Raw genomic sequence first — 24542 nt, 5'->3', positions numbered from 1 at the left:
AACTCCTTATTGAGCCTCGGCCGTTAATGTGCGGCTAACGGCGAAATCTGTGCGGGTGTCGTCCTTGGAATGGCTGGCGGTTAATGGCTCTCCACAACGGCCTTCGCTGGTTATGCTGTAAGTTTTTGTGTCATCGATTGCTGTGCAGGTGACAATGGCATGGCAATCGGTAAACCCTTTAATATCGTTAAGTGGCAACGAATCTTCATCAATAGCTATAGCCTCGCATATAGCTTTAACGGCTGTAGGATCAGACTTATCTGCATTACCCACTTTATAAAATCCATATTCTAAGCCGCTTTGTGCCGCCATTAATGCGCGGGTGGCGCGTACTTCTACGCTGGTTTTTTGACTGCTGTCCGATAGAAAACTGCCCATGGTGGTAACCAATAATGCGAGCACTACCATCATAAATACTACTATCAACAGCATGCTGCCGCCTTGTTTACGGCGCAAAGACTGATGAATATGTAAAGAGTGATTATGGCGCATTATACAGCCTTATCTTATGACGAAAATCAATGCTTTCATTGTTCTTACTCACTGTTAAATCAACGTTGAGTGTGGAATATAAACCATCATTATTTATAGAGAAATAACCGATACTGATATGTTCTGCCATTAGTATCGACTCGCTGGTAAATTCTTCACTTATTGGTGACACGGCTCGTGTAAGTTGCTGTGCATTGTTAACACAATAGCGTACTTGCTCATTAGCAAAATAAACTCGTTTAGCCGGAGCTGAAGAAAACTGCGGTTTACTGGCAAAGGAAAATGTTAATTTCTTATCACTCTCCTCAACAGTCGGCAGAGTTACGACTTTTACCGCGCAATCATAACCCGTCGCGCACGTTTGAGTACTACTATCCAAACCAATGGAATTGATAATTAACCATTTATCTTGCCAACTCTTCAGCCAAGCATCCTGCTCGCTAGCTGGAACGCTCATCGGTAACGACACTTTAGTGGACTCGGTTCCGCTTGAGAGAGCACCGATATAACGACCCGCATTAGTAATCGGCCAGAAACGTACACAGTTACCTGTGTCTTCAATTAATAATGAGCCTGGTACGGCATTACGTACTTCACGATTTAAGCGTTCGATGCCAAAACGCACGTCGCTCATCAAGCTTTCGCGATCGGCACCTTGGCGATAGATTTGTACGCTGCTGGTAATAAAGCGCACAGAGAATACGGAGACTATTCCTAAGATCATCATTACAATCACCAGCTCTATGAGTGTAAAGCCACGCATCCTCATGGATAGTTACCTCTTAACACCGCATATTCCCATACGCTGCCATTGGGTTGGCGAACGGCAATTTCAATTTTTTTGGCCGAGTCTATAACGCCAGTTTCAAACTCATGAGGCTTAACGTCAATTTTCACCATAAATTGGCTATAAGCATTACTGTTATCATTACACTGTTCGGTAAACCAACAGGCGGTAATCCAGTTATTATCACAGCTATCGGGTTTAACGCTGGCCGTGCAAATTGCTGTTGTATCGTAATCGTCTACATCATTAAAGTCGGCTAAACTGGTTTCATCGGTATCGGGACCAAACTTTTCTGCTGAGGTGCAAGTTTCACCATCCGCAGAACCACAAGCGAAATTATTATTAGCATGATCGTATTTTTGCAGCGAGATATCATTTAAAAGTCGTTGCGCTAATTGTGCGGCGCGTACTTCCATGGCGGGATCTACGGTTTTGGGGGCTAGGTTAATTAACATGGCTACAGCACCCGTCATTAAAATACTGAGCAACATAATGCCCAACACCAATTCGAATAACGAAAAACCCGCTTGTTTATTCGATAAAGTCACAAGATGCAAACGACTATAAGCCATGAATATAGCCCTCTGATTCAATGCGCAATTTTCGATTACTGGCACCGATTGATATGTCACAACCGTCGGCACACATATTTACCGCTTGCCCAGCGCTGTTAAAAAAATATGGACGACCTAAACGGTCGAAAAGAATAGAGAATGCAGTGTATGTGTTTAATTTAATGCTGGCGTCGGCACTCTGCATGCGCCGCCAACTTAAGCTGCTGTCACTAAGATTAGCGCTACCGACACTTGTACTCTCAGGAGCAGGCGTATCGGTACCGATAATATCAGTAATATGGGCAAAGCCCGAAGGTCCGACTGCCAAGCGAGTGCGGTGGCTTTGTGGTTCATTCATATTCATGGTTTGCACTAAGCGCAATCGCGATACTAATGCGTCTCGGGTCACAACGCTGTCGGTGCTGGCATTATCTATTAGGCGCGGCAGTGCCACGGCACTAATAATGCCGATTAGCAAAATTACTAACACTAACTCGATAAGAGTAAAACCACGCCGTATATGCATAATTTTTATATTTCGTAGAGTTACAAAAAAGGCGGCCTAAGCCGCCCTTGTAAATAATTTATTATTAACAACCGACAGTATCTGCAAATACTAAGGCTGGCGCATAAGTTTCTGCACCGGTGTTATCAACTCCAGTCCCATCTTTCTGAGCTCTTGCTTGGACATAAGTCACTTCACAATCATCTTTGACGATAGTGGCAGGGCTAATACGTAAAGCTGTCCGACCAGCTGTAATTTCATACTTAGCAGCTTCAGCACTAGTAATAGTTTTATCCAGAGTTACTTTATAACGAGCAACTTCAAAACCATCTAATGTGTCTAAAATACCTTTAGGGTTAATCGCTTTAGGATAACCACCGATGAACTCGATATTCTCATAACCTGTAACTACATCATCTCCTGTTGTACCTTTTAGGTCACCAAATTTGCCTTGAATTTGAGCCTTAGCATTAGCCATCGTCATACTAGTAGAGATAGAGCTTTTCATGGCATTTAAGTTGGCACCATAAGCATCGCCTTGTAAGTTAAATAATTTAGGGGCGGCTACGGCACCTAAAATACCTAAAATTACGATAACGATAACTAATTCAATCAGGGTAAAACCTGCGGATTTTCTCATGCTTTTATTCCTTGGTTGCTTTGTTAATTGCGTAAATAATTAAAATTTTATTTGCATCGCATTATGCAATGAAACTAAAAATATAAGTTACAAAACATTGTTACTCATGTCCCGATCATACTGGCCTGACTGAGGCTATACAATAGCCATTGTGCAAAAAAAAGCCGTTTTATTCATCTATTACGCTGCTTATCTCATTGTTAGTTCAACACATGTTTCAACTCTTATTGAACTCTTGATTTAGTTCTGCAACTTGTAGCACAAATGGTGTTTAGCACCTTGATTTAGCGCATAGTCGCTACTGATTGACTAAGTTCACCATATCCCACATTGGCGTAAAAATACCCAGTGCGAGTACTAATACCATACAAGAAATAACGACAATCAAAATCGGCTCGATTTTAGAGGTGAGATTAGTAATGTCATAATCCACCTCTTCTTCATAAAACTTGCCGGCTTCCATCACCATTTGATCCACTCGGCCGGTTTCTTCACCTACTTTAAACATCTGCAAGATGAGTGGCGTAAATACGCCGCTGTCACTCGCCACCCGCGATAAGCTGTTACCCGAGGCAAGTTCATCGCCCATGCCGAGCATGGCCTTAGTTAAGTAGGCATTGCCGGTGGCGGTGCCCGCCAGCGTGAGCACGCGCACTATGGGTACGCCCGCGCCTAGCATCATAGAAAAGCTGCGGCAAAAACGTGCCAATAAAATACGATTCACCAGCGGGCCAATAATGGGGATGCGCAGTAGCAAAGTATGCCAGCGCAATTGGCCGTTTTTAGTTTTCACATAGCGCCAAATAGCGAAGCCGAATGCTGCCAAGCCCAGCACAATATGCACGATATAAGTGGTAAAAAACTCCGATGAGCCGATAAGGATGCGCGTCATCAACGGCAGATCTGAGCCCATGCTGGCAAAAATGCCGGTAAACGCGGGGATCACATAAATATTAACTACCACCATGGCGACCAGCATGGCGATAGACACAAACATGGGGTAACGAGTGGCGGCTTTAACGCGGCGGCGAGTATCTAATTCCAGTTGAAAATAATGCGATAACTGTAAAAATGCCTGCTCTAGCTGTCCCGTGCTCTCGCCCACGTCGACCAATGAGATAAACAAGCTATTAAAAATATGCGGGTGTGCCGCCAACGCATTAGCCAGCGTTTGGCCTTGGTTAAGGGCCTCGGCTACCTCGTTCAACGCCTTGATCAGCAGCTTATTGTCGGTGGTGTCGCGCAGGCCTTCTACGATGCGCAAAATCGGAATACCGGCTCGGGTGAGGGAAGAAAACTGGCGGCATAAGATCAATAAGGCTTCGAGCTTTACCTTGCCATGTAAAAACTGCTGCCAGTTGATGCCAGCCTTGGCGGCGGCTTTGGTTTCTTTAATCTCGACCGGCATTAAACCGGCGCTCATTAAGCTTTCGGCGGCGGCTTCGCGCGAGGCGGCTTCTAAGCGGCCTTGATTCAGTTGGCCAAGGGTATTGCGGGCGCGATATTGAAAAAAAGCCATTAATCTATCCACTCACTCAGGCGCAGCACTTCGCTTAAGGCGATGTCGCCGTTTATGGCGAGCTTAAGTGCAGAATGCGAAAGCTTAACGTAGCGGCTGTCTGCCGCCACTAGCTGGTTAAAGCCGTCGATATTTTCATCGCGCAGGCAATCGGCCATAGGCTGATTTATTTCTAGCCACTCATATACACCCAGTCGGCCTTTAGCACCGGTTTGGTTACAGCTAGCGCAGCCCGCGCCATGGTAAAAACGGGTATCCAGATTCAAATCAGGCGCTAAATAGCGCAAAAATTGCTGCTCGCTAAGCTCTGGATCATGCGCAACTTTGCAATATTCGCAAAGGCGGCGCACCAAGCGCTGGGCGAGCACGCCTTTTAAGGTGCTGGCCACCAAATAGCCGGGCACGCCCATGTTCATCAGTCGAATGGCGGAGCTGGGGGCATCGTTGGTGTGCAAGGTAGACAACACTAGGTGACCGGTAAGCGCGCCGCGCATGGCGATTTCGGCGGTTTCTTGGTCGCGCATCTCGCCTATTAGCAATACGTCGGGATCTTGACGCAAGCTGGTGCGCAAAATGGCGGCAAAGGTTAAGCCCGCCTTAACATTTACCTGTACTTGATTGACCCGCGATAGCTGATATTCCACCGGATCTTCGGCGGTGATAATTTTGCGCTCTGGGGTATTAAGCTCGGTTAAGGCGCCATAAAGCGTGGTGGTTTTACCGCTACCGGTGGGGCCGGTCACCAAGATAATGCCGTTGGGGCTGGCCAGTTTTCGGCGAAAGGCGGTCAGCAGTTCTGGCGGCATGCCGGCTTTGTCGAGACTGCGAATGCCCTGGGATTGATCCAGCAGTCGCAATACCACGGCTTCGCCAAACTGCACCGGCATAGTCGCCATGCGCACGTCTACCGGGCTGCCTTTTATTTTGAGCGCAAAGCGGCCATCTTGGGGCAAACGGCGCTCGGCAATATCGAGACCGGCCATGATCTTAAGCCGTGAGACCAGCGCCGGCGCTATGTTCACTTCTTTAAGCACGGTTTCTTGTAAGAGGCCGTCTACCCGCATGCGAAAGCGGATCAAGTTTTGATCGGGCTCGATATGAATATCGGAGGCGCCCACTTGCAGTGCATCTTCAAACATGGAATACAGCAATTTAGCGACGGTGGCATCGCTGTCGTCCAGCCCTGCTGCCTCAAGCGCTGGGCGACTGGGGGCGTTTTCGCCTTGCAGCTGCTCGGCCAAATGGGCGATGTCGTCGGTGCGGCGGTAAAGCTGGTCGTATAAGCCAAATAATTGACTCTGTGGCGCGACCGCCAATTTAACTTCGCGGGGCAGCAAAAGATTGGCAATGGCGTCTTGGGTGTCGAGATCGGCGGGGTCAGATAAGACCACAGTGGCTTTAAACTCATCTGCGGCTATTACCAGTGCGCGGTGGCGGCGAGAATACACCTCAGACAATAATTTTACCGCTTGCGGGTCTATGTCTACTTTATTGAGATCGAGCAGGGGCAAGTCGAGCTGTTCGGCCACAAAGCCTAATAATTCTAGCTCGCTGAGTATGCCCATTTGCACCATAAGGGCACCGATGCGCCCGCCTTCGCGCTGCTGTTTTTGTAGCACCGACTCTAATTGCTCTTGGCTGATGACATTGTGGTCAATCAGTAATTCGCCAAGGCGTTTAGTGAGTTTGTGTTTGGCCATTTTTCCCCAAAAGGTTGAGTTGCTGTTCTACAAAACGTTGCGAGGCGGCGCCTAGGTCGGCACTGGCCTGCGCCTGATAAAAGGCGGTACTAAAGTCTTGGCCAAGCTCGCGCTGACACAGGCCTAAGCCTAACCACCAAGCGCCGACTCGGCTGTGTGCCAGCAACTGTTGATAGGTGTCTATCGCTTGCTGGCATTGGCCGCTGCGTCTAGCCATGTCGGCTTTTAAGCTGTAATAATCTAAATGCTCAACGACGCTTGGGTTAACTTGATTAAGCTGATGCAGGGCGGCCACAAAACGTTCTTGTTCCGCCAAAATACGGCTGAGCGTGAGGCGAAAACCGACATAAGTAGGTGCAAGATCTATGCCTTGTTGTAATACGTCGTTAGTTTGGCCCAGTGCGCCTCGGCCATACAACATGGCCGCTAAGCGCAGACGCGTGTCGTGGGCGTCTGGATACTCGCCTAAGGCCTGTGCCAGCTGTAACTCGGCCAAAGGCCAATTGTTATTGGCGAGTGCCGCATCGGCTTGGCGGTTTTTTTCGTTTAGCCAGTCGGCCCGGCTCAATACCACTTCAGAAAAATCTAACTTGCTGGGGCCTGAGTGGCGCGCTTTGCTTACGGCCACAGGGCTGGCTTGAGGCTGAACTTGAGGTAAAGGCGGCAATGCCAATGGCTTAGGTGCCGCTTGTTGCAAACTTTGCTGTAAATAGTCGGCGGCAAAAGCGTCCATCTCGGCTTCTGGCAAATTCACCATTAAATCCGTCCAGGGCACGTTTTCTTCCACTGCCGTTTCGTCTTGAGCTTGAGCGCTGGGTAGCTGCAACAAACTGCCAGCTACCAGTAAGATGGCAGCGCCATATTTGGCAGACACGTATTTGGCAGCAAAGTGTTTGGCCGCCTTAGCGCACAACGCCATTAAAAGCTTCCCCTCATTAAGCGGCTCATGGGATCTTCTGGATACCATTTTTCCAGCAAGTCCCGTGAACGCTTAAGTTCGTCTTGCCAGGTGTTATCTGCGACCACTACCGGACGCAACAAGATAACCAGCTCGCTCTTTTGGCTGCTAACACTGCGGTTTTTAAATAAATTACCCAAAATGGGAATTTGGCTGAGCAAGGGAATACCGGTATTAATCTCTTTTTGTTTCTCTTGCATCAGGCCGCCGATCACTATCATCTCGCCAGAGCGCGCCTCCACTACGGTATCGGACTCTCGCACCGTGCTGCGTGCTAATGGCAAAATGATCGGTTGCCCCGTACCTAAATTCAGCACCTTGTTGTTGTCCGTCACTTCACTGACGGTAGGGTGAATATGCAGTAACACTCGATTGTCATCGGATATTTGTGGTGTTACGTCCAAAGAGATACCCGAGAAAAACGGCGATAGCTCCAGATCAGGTGACTGCGTTGGAGGTCCATTATTACTGGTGGTGGTTTCTAAGGTAAAGTTGGTAACGAAGTATTCATCGGTACCGACCTTGATCACGGCTTTTTGATTATTGCTGGTCGCAACTCTGGGGTTAGATAAGGTATTAACCTCACCTTGAGTTTGCAGCAAATTGATCATGGCCGAGAAGCTACCATCGGTGAAATTAAACACGGCCCCGCCACCCAACAGTTCCCCAAGTGGATTTAAAAAGCCTGGGTATGCATTAGCGCTACCGCCGGTAACGCGATGCGTCGGCCCTATGTTATTACCACTACCGGCCTGTAAATTAGCCCAGTCAATGCCTTGCTCAAAACCGTCACTCAGCTCTACTTCAATAATGCGTGCTTCTAAAATAACCTGACGTTTAAGCTGACGTTCCGCCTGACTTAAAAAATCTTCTACTAATGCTAATTCGTCTGGTGTGGCGCGCACGCTCACCAATCCTGCTTGTGGGTTGGTCACCACTACTCTGTCGTCTTTGCTGCCAATTAAGCGGCTAAGAGCGGACTCTAAATCGACCCAAAAGTCATTGGTTGATTCAGTGCTAATGCGCGTGGCATCCCCAGAGCCGCTGGTATTGCCGCCGCCGTCACTATTTGAACTGCTGTTTGATAAGCTGCTACCACTAATGGCCGTTTGCGACTGCCCAGTACGCGACAACATTAGGTAGTTGACGTTAAAGGTGCGGGTACGCACACCATTCGGAAACACCTGATACACGCCATTTTTACGCTCTATGCCGTAGCCGTATAACTGCGAGAGCGCGGCTAAGCTTTCAGCCAAGGTGGCTTGGCGAAGATTAAGGCTAATGGTGCCGTCTACTTCTGGATGCACGGCAATGCTCACCCCATGTTGATTGGCCAGCGCATTAAAAAAACTTTTTGCCTCTACATTATTGGCGGCCATATTAAAACGCCTGTCTCTTGGCTCCGCCTGTGGCGTGTTGGCATTAGATTGGGCGTTTAGCAGCTCTTGTTGTACATCTAACGGCACGGCATCGGGCCGCGCATTTAAGGCGTCATCGAGTGCGGCTTTAGGTAAGGTGCCGTCTGGTACTGTGATACAAGCTGACAAGGTAGCGCCTAATAAGGCAATCGCTATGGGTTTTAGTGTAAAGTTCATGCGTTACTCAGCGTTTATAAAGAGGGAAATAACGTTAAGACTAGAGGCTTGCCCGTGCCTTGAAGCACAACTTGGCTCGGTTGAATGCGCACTAAGCGATAGTTTTGTACGCTATCGCCTATTTGGTAGGTTTTACCGTCGATAATGGCGCTGGTGTGGCCACCACTAAAAATTGCTTGCAGGTGTAAAGCCACAGGTGCCACGGCCTCAGGCGCACTCGACTCGGCTTGCACCACGGCGGACGTTAAGGGCTGAGTGGGATCTTGCAGCCCCACAGTGGTGCTGAGCAACAGCAGCAATAACGGATTAACCACGCAACAACTCCTTATGTTGACTGATAGTAAAAAAGTCCAGCCGTATGGTGGCGGTGGGGTACTCGTCTAACTCAAATTCCAAGCCGCGCCAAAAAACACGACCCGATAACTGCTCAAGCTGCTTTACATAATCAAGTAACGACAAAAAACTGCCGCTTAATACCAAACTTAAATTATGGCGATACAAGGCCTGTGCATCTTGTTCACTATTAAGGCGAGTGGGCGCTTCGTTGCTCAGCTCCAGCAAATCAAGCCCCTTACTTTGCTTGAGTATCGACAGCAATAAGGCGGACATTTGCTCAGGCTCAACTAAGGTCTGCATTTTTTCATCAACGTTTTCATTTAGCCGAGATAAACGCTGATTTAACCGGTCAAGCTGCTGGTCTGCACCGTTATTTTTAAGCTCAGCTATCCCTTGGCTAAGCTCACTGCTCATCAGCTGTTGTTGAGCAAGTTGGGTGGTTAAACTGTCTTGGCTTTGGCGAAGCTCGGTCACTCGCGCCTCAATGCCGCCTTGATAGAGCAATAAGCCGAGCCAAGCCAACAAGGCCCAGCTTGCGCCCAGTACTAGCCAGCGCTCACGCTGAGATAAGGCAGCAAAACGATTACTCACATCTGAAAATAATTGGTTAAGGTTATTCATCGGCTACCTCTGAGCTGTAGAGGCTAAAGTTCAAGCCGCCCTCGGTGTCTTGGCTAATGGATAATTGGCCAAAACGGTGGCCATTCAGGCTAGCGCTTTGCTCAAAACCCAAAATCCATGCCGGCACGGCACTGGCTTGGCTGGCGGCACCGCGCAACACCATCTGCTTGCCGCGTAAGGTCAGCCCTTGTAACGCCACGCCTTGCCAGGGAATATGCGCAAGATCATTTAAGGTGTTGGCGTAAGACACTAAGTTTTTTTGGTTCAGCAACTGCAATAGATCTTGGCGAATTCTAATGGTTTGCTCAACCTGCTCTTTGGTGCCGTCGTCTTGGCGCGCTTTTAGTTCAGCCAAGGCACTGCGCAGTTGTTCGGCATCTTGCTCGCCTATTTGTACCGCCGCTTGCAACGCCATATTTTGCTGCTGAAGCTGATATTGATTAACGCCAGCATAGGCAAACACCAGCCCCCAAACGAGCACAATGGCGAGACTCACCCGCCACAACAAGCCCAGATTAGCGGGGTCTTGAGCGGGCTTAAGGACGGCTTGGTAAAATTCAATCCGCTGCTTCATGCTTGGCTCTCTTTTAAAATGCCAAGTGCGGGCAAACTTACCGGCGATAGGCGGTCAGAGGTTAGCGATTTAGGTTTTATATCAAACACCTGACTAATGGCGTCGGTAATGGCGGGCGTGACTCGCTGTGGCAAGGCCAAATACCAATTATCTGGGGCGATAAGCTTCAACTGGCCCACGGCGAAATCAATACTGCGCTGTAACTCTAACAAGAGGTTATCGAACACAAATTGATCCACCGACATCTGCTCGTCATCTAACGCCTGAAAACCCCGAATGGTGCGCGAAAAATGCCACTGGCGCTGGTGAATAAAGGTCAAGGTCAGCTCTTGGCCTGGCAACTTGTGCAAGAGTAAACCCCGCTCTTCTGGCGCCAATAAGTTGGCAACCGCCAATTCATCGACACCTATGGTGGCGATCTCACATATTGGGGTAACGGCTTGCACTAAGCGTGCCAAAGCCTCTTGCTGACTGGTGTAAACGGCAATGCGCTGTTGCCCCGCAGGGCCGGGGGGCAAGTCTATGTAATCAAACAATAAGTTTTCTATTGGCTCATTAACCAGCTCGCGCATGCACCAAGGCAGCGCTTGCGCTAACTCTTCATTTGGAATAGCGGGTTTTTCGAGTTGCGTTTGCTGGTACCAATGGCGGCTGAGGGCCAAAGACAGACGTCGGCCTTGCCACGCTTGCTCATCAATCATGGCTTTCAGCGCCACCGGCACGGCTTCGCCCTGCCCTATGGCTCGCTCAATCACCACAGCCGTATCCTGTTCATCGATGGCGAACAGACTCGTTGGCGTAAGATAAATCCCCACGGCAGAGGCCGCGCGATTGGGTTTTAACCATCTGGGTAGAAGTTCCATTGGTACCGTACGTAATCAAGAAAGGGAACCAGTATAGACAGTTAAAAGCGTTTTACAAACAAGCCTTTATACTAAAAATGAAATTTTAGAAATCGATCATATATCGAGGTGATATTTGATTAAGCGCAATACTTAAAGCGATTTAATTTAACCCGCTTTAATGCCATACCGGCTAATAAGTAATAACGCATAACTTCTGTGGAGTTCTCTGGTTAGTTTGCTCTTTAAAAACGAAAGACTTTTTTGCCATGGAACCCACTGAATCCACTGAAAAATAGTGATCCGATCTGAAAGTAGCTCTTATCCATCAAAGGCTTTTGGGCTTTTGGGCTCTTGTCGCACGTGAACTGCGTCCGTGAGTTCCGTGTTCTTCCGTGGCAGAAAATATTTTTTTCATTTCCACATCTGTTATACCGATCTACTTATGCGCTTTATTAATCAGGCTTTGAAATAAAGAATTAAATAAAGGTCAAGGTCAGATAAATCACCACAGGAATACTTATTACCGACATTAAATTGCCCAACAGCACTATGCTGGCCATTTTATTTGGCTGGCAACGATATTGCTCACACAATAAATAATTTAATACCGCAGGCGGCAACATCACAGACAAGGCTAATAGCTGCAACCAGTCGCGGCTCAGCGGTAGCCAAGTTGCCACCGCTAAAAAGCTTAACGCTCCCACCGCTAAATAAGTGAGGTTAACGCGCAGCGCCAAGCCTAGCTCGCTAATCTCACCTTGGGAGAGTCTCACCCCTAGTGCAAACAGCATTAATGGCACCGAAATTTGGCCTAATAGTTGGCTGCTGGTTAACACAAAATCGGGCAACACGGCCCGATGATCTGCTAAAAACAAGCCTAACAAGGCCGCCCACACCAGAGGATTTTTTAGCCACTGCCAGCGCCCTGCCGCGTGCGACAACATAAACAGCCCTAATGAAAAGTGCACTAGGTTCGACAGCACAAATAAAATGATGATGGCACCCATTTGCTCTTTGCCGTAGGCCAGCATCATTAATGGAATACCAATGTTGCCGGTATTACGAAACATGCCGCCCATGGCTAAGGTGCGCCGCTCTAGCCCCTTAAATTTCAGACTAAACAAGATGCCACCGGGCACCACTATCAGCAACAGGCCCGCGACTATCAGTAGCCAGCTGTCACCCAGTGCTACCGGGTGCTCAATGAGCGCCGAAAATACTAAGGCTGGGCAAAACACCTGCACATTCGCCAGATTAACAAAGCTCATGTCTGTGGTCGAATGAGGACGGCTAGTCGAATGACAGTTTGCTGCTTGGCGCCGGCCAATCACAAACCCGACCGCAACCACCGCAAACACGGGTATTACTATGTTCAACAAGGTGGTGAGCATAAAGTCCTTCGGTTAAGTGCAAAGTTGGGTGAGGCACGCTGTATTTTTTGCTTAGGTTGCTTTAAAACCATCCAGCTTTGTAGGCCCGCCGAAGTGCTCTTTATCAAAGAGACGGCGGGCTACAAGAGACGATTATTTTGTAGGAGCCACTTTATTCGGCTCGGTTTAGTTCTCATTTTTGGCCTTAAAACCATCCTGCTTCGCAGGACCCACGAACAAGTTGCGGGCTACAAGAGACGATTATTTTGTAGGAGCCAATTTATTCAGCTCGGTTTGGTTCTCATTTTTGGCCTTAAAACCATCCAGCTTTGCAGGCCCGCCGAAGTGCTCTTCAGCGAAGAAACGGACCACAACAGAGCCCTCATCTTCTTATTACAAGCTGCTGACCTGATATGAGTATCAATCAATAGGCATAAAAAAGACGCCATTATGGCGTCTTGATATACAGCTGTCTAGGCAGTTGGGGGCGTAAATTTAAGCGTAACGACTCACGTCTAAACCGCTGGCGTCAATCTCGGGTTTATTACCACTGATCAAATCGGCAATGAGCTTGGCCGAGCCTGCGGCCATGGTCCAACCCAAGGTGCCGTGACCGGTATTTAGCCAGAGGTTTTTATAACGGGTGCCGCCAATAATGGGCGTGCCATCTGGCGTCATAGGGCGAAAGCCAGTCCAAAACTGTGCCGAGTCTAAATGACCCCCTTCAGGGAATAAACTGCCTACCGACTCGGCTATGGTCTCGCGACGCGCCTTGGGTAAGTCGGCATTAAAATCTGCCAACTCGGCGGTGCCTGCCGCTCGAATACGATTATCAAACCGAGTAATGGCCACCTTATAGGTTTCATCCATCACGGTGGACAAAGGTGCAGCGGCGGTATCTTTAATCTCTATGGTCAGTGAATAACCTTTAATGGGATACACGGGCAAGCGAATGCCTAACGGATTAAGCAAGAACGGCGAGTAGCTGCCCATGCACACTAATACTTGATCCGCCATTTCTAAACCTTGTGCGGTTTGCACACCCATGATGCGGTCGCCGTCGCTCACCAGCGCCTTGATCTCGGTATTAAATTTAAACTGTACGCCCTTTTCTTTGCAGCGCTCAACCAGCGACTTAGTAAACAAGTTACAGTCGCCGGTTTGGTCGTCAGGAAAATGCAATCCACCTACCAATTTGTGCTTAACACGTGCCAAGGCAGGCTCGCGGGCAATGCATTCTTCCACATTGAGCAGTTGGTGATTAACATTAAATTCTTGCAAGACGTTGATGTCTTTAGCTGCATCGTCTATTTGCTTTTGGCTACGAAACACCTGCAATAAACCTTGCTTGCGCGCTTCAAAAGGGAGCTGCAGTTCATCTTGCAAACTATTAATGCAATGGCGGCTGTATTCAGAGACGCGCACCATACGCGATTTATTAATGGCGTAGGCTTTTTCGGTGCAGTTCGCCAGCATAGACAACATAAACTGCCATTGAGCCGGATTTAAGCTAGGGCGTAGCTTGAGCGGAGCATGAGTTTGAAACAGCCATTTAACCGCTTTTTGTGGAATGCCTGGCGCCGCCCACGGTGAGCTCATGCCAAAGGACAATTGGCCGGCGTTGGCAAAACTGGTTTCTTCCGCCGCATTCGGTTGTCGCTCTAATACCACCACGTCATGACCTTGTTGGGCCAAATACCAAGCGCTGGCAACACCGGCCACGCCACTACCTAATACTAATACTTTCATGAACTCACCCTAGGCACACTGCAATGTGCGGTAATATCATCTAAAAAAAAGATAAAATCCAGAGTAAAACACAAGGCCAACTAAAATAGTTGCTAACGCAAGCAAGACAAGGCCTAGAGCATCAAAACCATCCTCTAATCGATATTAAATCTGCAGTATTTAATTCCAGATAGACAACATTTTTCGACATTATGCATGGCAAAAGACGCCGGTGTGAAGCGGATCTCAGATCCTGCACTTGGCTTTGGAGTAACTGTAAAAACATCCGCTAACGCGGACCGGCGAAGTCCTCTTTACCAAAGAGACGGCCGGCTACAAGATTTTATCTTTTGTAGGAGTCCATTTATTCGGCTCGGTTTGACTTTAAAGCCGCGTGCTACGCTGGCCTTAGCTTTCCCTTAGGCAGAGTTTTAATCGGCTCAGTTGCTCGGCGCTGGGCCGCTGCTGCTGTTGTAATGTTTTCCATATCAGGTGTGCTTGAGCAGCAAGCTCGGTGAGTTCGAGTGTTTCGGCCTGCTGGGCCAGTGCCTGCATCAATTGCTGTGCTGAAGGCCAGTCTTTTGCCGCCATCAAGGCCGTCAATTGCCACACCAGATCTTGATGCTGTGCTAAAAATGCCTGACCCTCGGCTAGGTTTTGCATGGCCGGTTTTGGCGGTGCTAACTCAGGTAGAGTTTGCACCCTTTGCTGTACTAACGGCAACGCTGTCTGTGGTGTCAAGTACAACACTAGGGCTTGATACAGCGCGAAGCGATCCACGGGCTTAGTCACATAACTGTTCATGCCCGCACTAATGCTTATCTCTTTATCGCCGCGCATGGCGCTGGCCGTTAAGGCAATAATAGGAATGTCGTGTTGAGTATTGAGTTTACGAATTTGGCGGGTGGCCTCAATACCATCGAGGATCGGCATTTGTAGATCCATTAAGATGGCATCGAATTGTTGCTTATTCATCAGCTCCACCGCTTGGCGGCCATTGTCCGCCATGGTGACTGACACCCCTACCTGATTCAAAAACTCCAAGATTAATTGCTGGTTCATGCGGTTGTCTTCAGCCAGCAAAATTTGCTTACCCAGTAATTGGCGACGGTAATCCGCTAATTGAGATTGATTGAGGGCTAATGGCTCTAAGTGTGTGCTGGTTTGAGGGGCCAGTACGCGGCTCACGTTTAAGCGCAAATTTTGCTCGGTAATAGGCTTAGCTAAAAAATGCGTGAGCCCTAAGGCGCGCATCTTTTCTGCTACTTTATCTTGGCCAAAGGCGCTCATCACCACTATGGCAATGTGCGCTAGCTGGTCTTGAGCACGTATAAAACGCGCTAAATCCAGCCCATCATCTTGCACTATGCAACAGTCAATCAGCGCCAGCGCCAATTGCTCGCCTTGTTTGTGTAGCAGCACTTTCGCCGCATCAATACTGGACGCGCTATACACTACTAATCCAAGCTGGCGCAGTAGCTGACTGGTCACTTGTAAAACCAGTGGATTGTCGTCCACTAATAATACTTTTTGAGCTTGATAAGTCACCACAGGCGTTAAGCGCTCCTGCTCCGCCACCCTTAATGGCAAGTTAACGGTAAAGGTAGAACCACGGCCAGGCTGACTGTCCACGACTATGGTGCCCTGCATCAATTGCACCAAATGATGACTAATACTTAAGCCAAGGCCGGTGCCGCCATATTTACGGGTGGTGCTGGCGTCCACTTGGGTAAAGGCATGAAATAAGCGGCTCAGTTGGTCGGGAATAATACCAATGCCGGTATCTTTAATGGCAAAGCATAATCTTGGCCCCGTAGGCTTGTCCCGCTCGCGGCTCGACGGTGCGGCTTTAGGTGTGTGATGGCTGGATGTTTCATTATATTGTTCGCTGCATAAGGTGATGCTTAAGATCACCTCGCCGCGCTCGGTAAATTTAATCGCATTACTGACTAGGTTTATCAAAACCTGACCGAGGCGCAATGGATCGCCGCGCAGCAAATTGGGCACGTCAGCCGCTTTATCTATGATCACTTCGAGTTGTTTATGCTCAGAGAGATCTGCAAATAAGCTGGAGAGTTTTTCCAGCTGTTCATTTAAATCAAAGGCGATGTCTTCCAACTCTAACTTGCCGGCTTCAACCTTGGTTAGGTCCAAAATATCGTTGATCAGCAGTAATAAGTTTTCTGAGGACTGGCTGATTTTTTTTAAATATTGCTGTTGGTTCAGTGAGAGCGGTGTTTGCTGCAAAAGAGAAGCGAAACCTATGATGGCATTCATGGGCGTGCGTATTTCATGACTCATGTTCGCTAAAAAGTCGGTCTTAGCGCGTGCCAGCTCAAGAGACGCTTGGCTGACCTTGCGCAACTCTCGGTTATGTAGCCACAACACCACCAAGCCTAAGCTAAAGACGAATAGTAGCCACAGCAACAAGGCCAGCTGCATATATTGTAAATGATGGTGAGACGCCTGCTGCCACTTGGTTTTATAGTCTAGTAACACGTCTTTATTGTCGCTTATCAAGGCGTGGCGCTGCTGTACTAAGGGCGTTAGGCTGTTGCGGTACAGTTGGTAGTGATCAAACAAGTCTTGATTACTGGTTTGCATTTGATCTTGCCAGCGGCTGGCATCGTCATCCAGTACATATAAATACTGAATATTGGGCGCATTAAGATACAAACGGCTGCGCCTAAGTAAAATAGAATAATAACTGTCGTCTTTATCCACTAGAGCTCGCATTCGCTCCGTAAAGGCGGTTAAGGCGTAGCGGCTGTGCATGTCGGCATCTTGCAGCGCCTGCAATTGTTGCTGGTATTGCTTGAGTCGAGCTTGCACCTCCTCCAAGCCCGCCAGCGGCGTAGCTCTGTTTTCAATAAACGCCGTAAACTGGTAGATGTTTTGCGACAGCTGGCTGATTTTTTTATTTAATAGCAGGTCTTTATCCGCATTGATCACCACCTTGCGCTGCAAGTCATGAAGTGCCGCCACCACAGGCTCAATGCCCTGCTCTAACACCTGATAATGATGGTACTGCCAATATTGATTGGCGCTATAGCCAAGCAACAAAAACGACATCATAAGCGCATAGCCCAGCAAGGCCATGCGCGGAAAAAAACTAAAGCCCGGTGTTACTACCCTCATTTCTTTTCTATCCCTGCTATGGCTCGGCTGATTGATACTTGCCTGGTTAAATACTTGCCTGGTTATCGAGATTGCGGTGCGGGTTGTCCATGCTTGCGTAACGGCTGAACATATTTGCGTAACGGTGAATCATGTTCGCTGGCGTGAGCGCCTAACCCTGAGGCCATATATTACCATTGACGCGGCCTGCTTGCCCTCGCTCTTCTCGTAAGACACAGTTTTGGGTATGCTTGCCGGCTTTTAAAGACCGTCATAGGTGGGGATATTTATGGTTTGGGATGCTAACGTTATTCAGCGTAACGCCGTATTGGCACAACTGACGGGGCTTATGGATCTCACTTGTCCCGATTGGCCAACGGTAGCCGAGCTTAATCGACGATTAAATCCCTCATTGGCAGGCGAGCCCTTGCCGGTGCGCTTTATTGATGATGCTGAGTTTTTGGCGCTTAATTGCTACTACGAACAAGCGGTGGCTCAGGGCTTGGTGCCAACACGCGCGACCAACTGGCATGACTTTTTTGGCGCTTTGATCTGGGCGCTGTTTCCACACACTAAATCTCTGCTTACCCGTTTGCACATGGCGGACATTAATGCCCAAGGCTTAACACGTACGCCGAGGCGTGACCGCATTACTCATTTCGATGAATGTGGGCTGGTGTTAGTGGTCAGTGATCAGGCCGAAATGAAGCAATTGTTGCAACAGCATGATTGGCAGGGCTTGTTTATTGAGCAACGGGCGCGCTTTGGCAGCGATTGGCAACCGTTTATTTTTGGTCACGCATTATATGAACAGGCCCTTGCGCCTTTTATCGGCTTAACGGCGAAATGCGTGGTGATTGAGGTAGAGCCGTGCTTTTTTACACTCAATCGTGCTCAGCAATATACCCACCTTGATCCCATACTGGCCACTGAGCTTGCCCGCACCGCCTTGTTTGATCAGCCGCGCCCTTTACTCCCCATACCGCTGCTGGGCATACCCGATTGGTGGCCTGAGAATCAAGACCCCACATTTTATGACAATCAGGATTATTTTCGGCCGCGCCGCCAGCCGTCCAAATAGGTAACAGATGATTTATAAGTCATTTTTTCTTACACTGCTCGCCTCTTTATTAAAAGGAATCTACTGTGGCTGTGGCTGACCCCGTTTATGATCTCACCTTTAAACGTCATTACTTGCATCCTAAATACTGGCTCACTTGGCTCGCTATCGCCGCGCTCTGGTTGCTGGCTTGGCTGCCGGTGCGCGCACGCGACGCCCTTGCCGGCATCTTTACCTCTCTGTTAATGCGTCTGGCCAAAAAGCCCTGTTACATAGCGCGCACCAATATAAAATTGTGTTTTCCAAAGCTTACCGCAAGCCAAGTGGACGCCATGTTGGCGCATTCTATCCGCGCCGGCTTAATGACCTTTATCAGCTACGGCGAATGGACGGCGCGCAGCAAACGTTATTTGCAAGGCCGCTTTAAAGTCCATGGCCAAGAGCATCTGGATGCCTGCTTGGCTGCGGACGAAAAAATCATCTTTATGATCCCCCATACTTGGGCCATAGATGCAGGCGGTTTATATTTAACCTCATTAGGTCTGCCCATGTGTACCATGATGCACAGCGCCAAAAATGAAGTGTTTGATTGGTTTATTAATCGCCAGCGCGCACGCTTTAATGGCATCGTTTATGAGCGTGATGCCGGCATTAAAGCCGTGATTAAAACCATTAGAAGCGGCAAGCACTTTTTCTATTTACCCGACCAAGATCACGGCCGTGAAGCCAGCTTGTTTGTGCCGTTTTTCGGCGAGCCCAAAGCCACCCTGCCCGCGCTGTCTAAATTAGTAAAACTGACCGGAGCCAAGGTGATACCGGTATTAAGCGTGTATAACACCAAGCTACATCGTTATGAGCTAGTGATGCGCCCGGCTATGGCGCCTTACCCCACCAGCGATATAACCGCCGACACCCGCGCCATGAACGCGGAAATTGAAGCCTTATTAACTGAATGGCCCGAGCAATACATGTGGTTTTTAAAGTATTTTCAAACCCAAGTAGACACTGAAGAAGGCCGATATGAAGCGGGTATTCGCGCCATTAGGAAACGCTAATGGCGGCACTGGCGTATTTACTGTGGCTGAGCGTGGGCTTAGTCGTGCTTTGGTTAGTGGCCCGCGTCGACGACTACTTGATTGCTAGAGAGCTGCGCTGATTAATCAAGCAATGGTGAATGTTTTTTGTAGCCGCTACTTGTTTATAAATAGAACGCTTCGGCGGGTCGCCTTAGCGGATAATTTAAAAAAATATAAAACCGTGGCGAACAAGTTGCCACCCTACAAGGTCAAAACCAACATTGAACAAAAACGCCGAGTCTTATGACTCGGCGTTTTTGTTTACTTACCACGTATGGCGTTATACGTACGGCGTTAACCGGGGAAGAACAAGAACTTGGCTCCTACCACCACCAAGAAGGCGGCAAAGCCTCGTTTAAGCGCTATCGCAGACAGCTTGTGCGCCCACGTCGCCCCAAGGCGAGCAAAAGGCATGCTGGCGAGACTGACGCCAATTAATGCGGGTAAATAAATATACCCCCACGCCTCGGGTGGCAACTCTGCACGATCCAAGCCATGCACCACATAACTGAGGGCGCCAACCAAGGCGATGGGGAAACCACACACAGCTGACACGGCCACAGCGCGTTGCATGGGTACCGAGCACCAGGTTAAAAAGGGCACCGTGAGTGAGCCACCGCCAATGCCAAAGATACCCGAGGCCCAGCCAATAATGCCGCCCACCGCCACCTGCACCGGTTTACCCGGCAGTGGCGCGCCACTTTTTGGCGCCAGCCCAAACAGCATTTGTGCCGCCATTAACCAAGCAAACAAACCTATCAAGCGTTGCAGTATGGGCCCCGATATTTTATCGGCGGTGTAACCGCCCAGCCAAGCCCCTATTACTATGCCCACCGACATCATGGCCGCTAACCGCCAATCAATGGCGCGGCGGCTGTGATGAGTATGAATAGCACTAAGTGAAGTAAACATAATGGTGGCCAGTGAGGTCCCCACCGCCATATGGGTGACTAAATCACCGCCTATGCCTTGCAACTTAAAGCTAATAATTAGCACCGGCACAATAATTAAGCCACCGCCCACCCCAAACAAGCCCGCTAAGGTGCCAGCAAAGGCACCCAAGGCCAAATACATTAACCACGTCATCGATTATTCCTAGCTGATTATTTTTACCCATTAATGAGCATGATGAGAAATAAGGCGGCTATTATGCCTGTAAAGCGGCCTTATAAAAATAGCGTACTGAACGCCTAACAAAAACCACATAACAAAACACCGAGCTTATTGCTCGGTGTTGGTTTTAGCTGTTAGCTCGGCGACTTAACTAGATTTGCGTTTTCGCACCTAGGCTTATCACCACTCGGCGGTTGGTATCACGACCATCAGCGTCACGGTTATCGGCAATCGGGCGACGCTCGCCGTGCCCTTCTAGGCTGATGCTGTCTTCTGGCAGACCCAGCTCTAAAAAGTAGGCCTTAATCGCCTTGGCTCTATTTTCGGATAACTGTTTATTATGGTAAGCGGTACCAAAGCTGTCGGTATAAGTATTAATGACGACCTTAGCAATATTAGGATCCGCCTTCACGTATTCGGCAATCATGGCTAAACGCTGGCTAGAATGCTCGGTGAGCATGTCGGCATTATTTACGTAATTGAGCACGCTAAAGGCGATATCTTCAAAGCGATAAGGCAACAGATTGGCCTGACAATCTAAAAATGCCGAGTAACGGGCACGAAAGTTAACCGAGGATAATCCCACGCTGGTAGGCTGGCCTTTACGATACCAATCATCAAAATAAAATGTCGGCCAACGTCCTTGGCTCAGTTCATCTAGCATCACCCAAGCCGCTTGTTGCTCGACCATGGCGTCAAACTGCTGATAAAAGGTGACCCGCGACAAGGCAACCGCTCCGCGGCCGGGTTGCCACTGCGGCGACTGACTGACCAGCGAGGCGGTTTGGGTACGCGGCTGCGCCCGCAACGGGCTTAAGGCGAACACTAAATTAATCTGTTTTCCAGATTGACTAATAAAAGCACCGGTACCAAAGCCCGGGATCGGGTGCTCTAAGCGACACTCAATGGCCGAGTCTGCGGTGAGCCGCCACAACGACTGATCTAAATTAGCGATATAGGCGCGGGGCTGTGCCCAAGCGGTAGCGCACGTTAACCCAGCCAGTAATAATATGATGCGCACGCCAGCTCTCCTATAAATCGATAATTAAGGTATCGGCTAGGCCTCCTTATTCTTTAGCAGCTTACGCATCGTTTTTTAGCCGTCGTTTTTTAGCAGCCGTTTTTAGCCGTCAGCATTACGGCGCCAATACCACACCATAAGCGTCACCATGGGCATAGACGGCTTGAGTGAGCCGCGCTTTTTCTGGTGGTGATAACCAACAGGCTTCAACGCTATTTAGCGCCAACTGCAACAGCTCGGCATCGCTTAATGTCAAGCCGTCTTGTAATGCCTGATAATTGGCATTCATGTAGCCACCAAAGTAGGCAGGATCGTCTGAGTTAATAGTGACACACACGCCTGCCGCTAACAGTTGCCGCACGGGCAATTCGCTCATCTGGTCTATGACCTTTAATTTCAAATTAGACAGCGGGCACACAGTCAGCGGAATGCGCGCTTGGGCTAACCGCGCCATCAGAGGGGCATCGGTAATGGCCGCCACGCCGTGATCGATGCGCTCTACCTGTAAAATATCGAGCGCATCACGAATATAGCTGGCGGGCCCTTCTTCACCCGCGTGGGCCACTAAGCGATAACCTTGGGCGCGAGCCTGTGCATACACGCGGGCAAACTTAGTGGGCGGATTGCCTTTTTCTGCCGAATCTAGCCCTATGCCCGATAAGTGTGACCGAAAGGGTTCGGCTAAGCGCAGCGTCTCCATCGCCGATTCTTCAGTGAGATGGCGTAAAAACGACATTATGAGTCGGCTGGTTAAGCCCCATTGTTGGCGCGCCTGCTCTAGCGCGCGCACTATACCCTCCACCACAAACGTCATAGGAACGCCTCGGGCCAGATGCGCTTGAGGGTCGAAGAAGATTTCCACATGGCGCACGTTATCGGCGTGCGAGCGCACCAAGTAGGCCCAGGTGAGATCAAAAAAATCCTGCTCGGTCAGCAAGACTTGCATGCCCGCATAATAGACATCTAAAAACGATTGTAAGTCATGAAACTGATAAGCCGCCCGTAAGGCGCTTTCATCTAAGTAATTGAGAGTGATACCATTGCGCTTGGCAAGCGCAAATACCAGCTCCGGCTCCAAGGTGCCTTCTATGTGCAGGTGTAACTCTACTTTGGGCAAAGCACTAATAAAATGGGTCATGAGGTGTCTCCAAAGCCCTAGGCCAGCACAGTGGCTGGCGAGATAAATATAACGGCTGTGTCACTGACGCATTACAGACGCATAAGTTAAAACATAACAAGCATTTACCTACTAATGCCAGCAGCATGCTGGGCTAAGTGTTGGAAGTGTGACCTAATAGCAAAAGGCCATAATCAAGGACGCTTTATTGATGTTTTCTTTTCTCAAACGCTTGCTGCGCTGGCTGTTAGCACTGGTGATAGTGCTGCCGCTGATACTGACCTTAACCTATCGCTATCTGCCGGTCCCCGTCACGCCATTAATGGTGCTCCGCCTGTTTGAAGGTGAAAGTATTAACAAACACTGGCAACCCGCACACCGTATCGCTAACTCTCTGAAAAACTCGGTAATTGCTAGTGAAGATAATAAATTTTGCCAACACAGTGGCTTTGACTGGGATGCGTTTAAAGACGTAGCCAGCGAGTTTAAGCATGACGGTAAATTGCGCGGCGGCAGCACTATTAGCATGCAAACCGCCAAAAACTTGTATCTGTGGCCGAGCCGCAGCTTAGTACGCAAAGGCTTAGAAGCCGTGTATACCCCCATGTTGGAGCTGATATTACCCAAAGAGCGCATCATGACCTTGTATTTAAATATTGCCGAATTTGGCCCGGGCATTTATGGCGCCGAAGCGGCGGCCCAAGCTTACTTTAATACCTCAGCGGCCACGCTTTCGCCGCACCAATCGGCGCTATTGGCCGCCGTCTTGCCGAACCCCCGTGAATACAATGCCGGGCGGCCCTCGGCATACGTACAGGGTCGCGCCGCGACCATACGCCTGCGCGTCAACCAATTAGGCCCTTTACTAAGGTGCGTGAAACCCTGAGCCATGCCCTATTAATCTGGTTCGGTAAGGTGTCACATCTTTGTCATGGCTTTGCACCACGATAGACACATGATCGAGGGATCAGTTTGGGTATCCTTTAGTACGTTTAATCTGGTCATCGTCACAGTACGAGCGCCAAGGAGAATACAGATGAAAATTAAGAACCTAATTTGTGATATTGATGGCGTTATTCTGCATAACAATGATTTAATTCCCGGTGCCGATGCCTTTGTGCGCCGCGTGCTCGAGCAAGAAATAAATTTGTTATTTCTCACCAATTACCCGTCACAAACGCCAAAAGATCTGCAAAATCGCTTTTATTCTGCGGGCATAGACGTGCCTGAGTCGGTGTTTTACACCTCAGCCATGGCCACGGCGGACTTTTTAAAACGCCAAAGTGGCCAAAAAGCCTATGTGATTGGCGAAGGCGCCTTGATACACGAGCTTTATAAAGCCGGCTTTACCATTACTGACATAGACCCCGACTTTGTGGTGGTGGGCGAAACCCGCAACTATAACTGGTCCATGATGCAGATGGCGGCGCGCTTTGTGTCTGAGGGCGCGCGCTTTATTGCCACTAATCCCGATACCCACGGCCCACACATGCACCCAGCTTGCGGTGCTTTGTGTGCTCCTATCGAGCGCATGACCGGCAAAAAGCCCTTCTATGTGGGCAAACCCAGCGCGTGGATCATTCGCGCCGCGCTCAATCACATGGACGCTCACTCGGAAGAAACCATCATAGTGGGCGATAATTTAAAAACCGATATTTTAGCGGGCTTTCAAGCCGGTCTTGAAACCGTGCTGGTGCTGACTGGCGTCAGCCAAGTGAGTGATATCGATAAAATGCCCTTTCGCCCGCAGCATGTGTATGCCTCGGCGGCAGAGATTGATTTGTTTTAAAGTGATTTTTTAAGATCACGTTCGT

23 protein-coding genes are annotated in these 24542 nt (G+C 49.1%); 4 read left to right on the top strand and 19 right to left on the bottom strand.

Going from position 1 to position 24542, the window contains the following annotated elements; translation table 11 throughout:
* Nucleotides 1-6 precede the first annotated feature (6 nt).
* The 16 genes from ACEN2G_RS05245 to ACEN2G_RS05170 all read right to left on the bottom strand — a co-directional run bounded on the left by ACEN2G_RS05245 (nucleotide 7) and on the right by ACEN2G_RS05170 (nucleotide 17362).
* Nucleotides 7-492, bottom strand: a complete 486-nt coding sequence (locus tag ACEN2G_RS05245) for a pilus assembly PilX family protein (protein ID WP_442020421.1) — start codon at nucleotides 490-492, stop codon at nucleotides 7-9.
* On the bottom strand, nucleotides 482-1255 hold the full coding sequence (locus tag ACEN2G_RS05240; protein ID WP_442020483.1) for a PilW family protein: 774 nt from the start codon (nucleotides 1253-1255) through the stop codon (nucleotides 482-484). Before ACEN2G_RS05240 ends, ACEN2G_RS05245 begins: the two co-directional genes overlap by 11 nt.
* A gap of 2 nt (nucleotides 1256-1257) precedes the next feature.
* Nucleotides 1258-1851, bottom strand: a complete 594-nt coding sequence (locus tag ACEN2G_RS05235; protein ID WP_442020420.1) for a type IV pilus modification PilV family protein — start codon at nucleotides 1849-1851, stop codon at nucleotides 1258-1260.
* A complete protein-coding gene (locus ACEN2G_RS05230; protein ID WP_442020419.1) occupies nucleotides 1841-2359 on the bottom strand; it encodes a prepilin-type N-terminal cleavage/methylation domain-containing protein in 519 nt (172 codons plus the stop codon). The genes ACEN2G_RS05235 and ACEN2G_RS05230 overlap by 11 nt, the downstream gene beginning before the upstream one ends.
* A gap of 64 nt (nucleotides 2360-2423) precedes the next feature.
* Nucleotides 2424-2978, bottom strand: a complete 555-nt coding sequence (locus tag ACEN2G_RS05225) for a pilus assembly FimT family protein (protein WP_442020418.1) — start codon at nucleotides 2976-2978, stop codon at nucleotides 2424-2426.
* 298 nt (nucleotides 2979-3276) lie between these two features.
* Nucleotides 3277-4497 (bottom strand): type II secretion system F family protein, encoded by a 1221-nt coding sequence (locus ACEN2G_RS05220; RefSeq protein WP_442020417.1) that lies wholly within the window; start codon nucleotides 4495-4497, stop codon nucleotides 3277-3279.
* The gene (locus ACEN2G_RS05215) at nucleotides 4497-6197 is read right to left on the bottom strand and encodes a GspE/PulE family protein (protein ID WP_442020416.1); all 1701 of its coding nucleotides are present in this window, start codon (nucleotides 6195-6197) and stop codon (nucleotides 4497-4499) included. Before ACEN2G_RS05215 ends, ACEN2G_RS05220 begins: the two co-directional genes overlap by 1 nt.
* Nucleotides 6175-7116: a hypothetical protein gene (locus tag ACEN2G_RS05210; RefSeq protein ID WP_442020415.1), complete on the bottom strand. Its 942-nt coding sequence runs from the start codon at nucleotides 7114-7116 to the stop codon at nucleotides 6175-6177. Before ACEN2G_RS05210 ends, ACEN2G_RS05215 begins: the two co-directional genes overlap by 23 nt.
* A complete protein-coding gene (gene mshL, locus ACEN2G_RS05205) occupies nucleotides 7116-8750 on the bottom strand; it encodes a pilus (MSHA type) biogenesis protein MshL (protein ID WP_442020414.1) in 1635 nt (544 codons plus the stop codon). The genes ACEN2G_RS05210 and mshL overlap by 1 nt, the downstream gene beginning before the upstream one ends.
* A gap of 14 nt (nucleotides 8751-8764) precedes the next feature.
* Nucleotides 8765-9064, bottom strand: a complete 300-nt coding sequence (locus tag ACEN2G_RS05200; protein ID WP_442020413.1) for an MSHA biogenesis protein MshK — start codon at nucleotides 9062-9064, stop codon at nucleotides 8765-8767.
* Nucleotides 9057-9707 (bottom strand): MSHA biogenesis protein MshJ, encoded by a 651-nt coding sequence (locus ACEN2G_RS05195; protein ID WP_442020412.1) that lies wholly within the window; start codon nucleotides 9705-9707, stop codon nucleotides 9057-9059. Before ACEN2G_RS05195 ends, ACEN2G_RS05200 begins: the two co-directional genes overlap by 8 nt.
* Nucleotides 9700-10281, bottom strand: coding sequence for a fimbrial assembly protein (locus ACEN2G_RS05190; protein ID WP_442020411.1), 582 nt, complete (start codon nucleotides 10279-10281; stop codon nucleotides 9700-9702). The genes ACEN2G_RS05195 and ACEN2G_RS05190 overlap by 8 nt, the downstream gene beginning before the upstream one ends.
* Nucleotides 10278-11144, bottom strand: a complete 867-nt coding sequence (locus ACEN2G_RS05185; protein ID WP_442020410.1) for an MSHA biogenesis protein MshI — start codon at nucleotides 11142-11144, stop codon at nucleotides 10278-10280. The genes ACEN2G_RS05190 and ACEN2G_RS05185 overlap by 4 nt, the downstream gene beginning before the upstream one ends.
* 458 nt (nucleotides 11145-11602) lie before the next feature.
* Nucleotides 11603-12517, bottom strand: a complete 915-nt coding sequence (locus ACEN2G_RS05180; RefSeq protein WP_442020409.1) for an AEC family transporter — start codon at nucleotides 12515-12517, stop codon at nucleotides 11603-11605.
* Nucleotides 12518-12991: 474 nt separating this feature from the next.
* Nucleotides 12992-14245, bottom strand: coding sequence for a D-amino acid dehydrogenase (locus ACEN2G_RS05175; protein ID WP_442020408.1), 1254 nt, complete (start codon nucleotides 14243-14245; stop codon nucleotides 12992-12994).
* A 387-nt stretch (nucleotides 14246-14632) separates the two neighbouring features.
* Nucleotides 14633-17362, bottom strand: a complete 2730-nt coding sequence (locus ACEN2G_RS05170) for a response regulator (RefSeq protein WP_442020407.1) — start codon at nucleotides 17360-17362, stop codon at nucleotides 14633-14635.
* Between the two features lie 268 nt (nucleotides 17363-17630).
* On the opposite strand from ACEN2G_RS05170, the gene ACEN2G_RS05165 reads away from it, so the two are divergent.
* Nucleotides 17631-18422 (top strand): DUF3025 domain-containing protein, encoded by a 792-nt coding sequence (locus tag ACEN2G_RS05165; protein ID WP_442020406.1) that lies wholly within the window; start codon nucleotides 17631-17633, stop codon nucleotides 18420-18422.
* A gap of 65 nt (nucleotides 18423-18487) precedes the next feature.
* Nucleotides 18488-19456 carry a lauroyl-Kdo(2)-lipid IV(A) myristoyltransferase gene (gene lpxM / locus ACEN2G_RS05160; RefSeq protein WP_442020405.1) on the top strand — a complete coding sequence of 323 codons (969 nt, stop codon included), beginning with the start codon at nucleotides 18488-18490 and terminating at the stop codon, nucleotides 19454-19456.
* A gap of 315 nt (nucleotides 19457-19771) precedes the next feature.
* Here lpxM and ACEN2G_RS05155 read toward each other — a convergent pair whose 3' ends face one another.
* The 3 genes from ACEN2G_RS05155 to ACEN2G_RS05145 form a co-directional block, all read right to left on the bottom strand.
* Nucleotides 19772-20563, bottom strand: coding sequence for a sulfite exporter TauE/SafE family protein (locus ACEN2G_RS05155; protein WP_442020404.1), 792 nt, complete (start codon nucleotides 20561-20563; stop codon nucleotides 19772-19774).
* A 178-nt stretch (nucleotides 20564-20741) separates the two neighbouring features.
* On the bottom strand, nucleotides 20742-21611 hold the full coding sequence (locus ACEN2G_RS05150) for a flagellar protein MotY (RefSeq protein WP_442020403.1): 870 nt from the start codon (nucleotides 21609-21611) through the stop codon (nucleotides 20742-20744).
* A gap of 115 nt (nucleotides 21612-21726) precedes the next feature.
* On the bottom strand, nucleotides 21727-22749 hold the full coding sequence (locus ACEN2G_RS05145; RefSeq protein ID WP_442020402.1) for an adenosine deaminase: 1023 nt from the start codon (nucleotides 22747-22749) through the stop codon (nucleotides 21727-21729).
* A 190-nt stretch (nucleotides 22750-22939) separates the two neighbouring features.
* Here ACEN2G_RS05145 and mtgA point away from each other — a divergent pair, with 190 nt between their 5' ends.
* Nucleotides 22940-23614: a monofunctional biosynthetic peptidoglycan transglycosylase gene (gene mtgA / locus ACEN2G_RS05140; protein ID WP_442020401.1), complete on the top strand. Its 675-nt coding sequence runs from the start codon at nucleotides 22940-22942 to the stop codon at nucleotides 23612-23614.
* Between the two features lie 150 nt (nucleotides 23615-23764).
* A complete protein-coding gene (locus ACEN2G_RS05135) occupies nucleotides 23765-24517 on the top strand; it encodes an HAD-IIA family hydrolase (protein WP_442020400.1) in 753 nt (250 codons plus the stop codon).
* The last annotated feature ends 25 nt before the right edge of the window (nucleotides 24518-24542 follow it).

This window comes from Oceanisphaera sp. W20_SRM_FM3, assembly GCF_052119705.1.
Lineage (GTDB): Bacteria > Pseudomonadota > Gammaproteobacteria > Enterobacterales > Aeromonadaceae > Oceanimonas.
The sequence above is the reverse complement of the archived record's forward strand: the minus strand, read 5'-3'. Positions and strand labels throughout refer to the sequence as shown.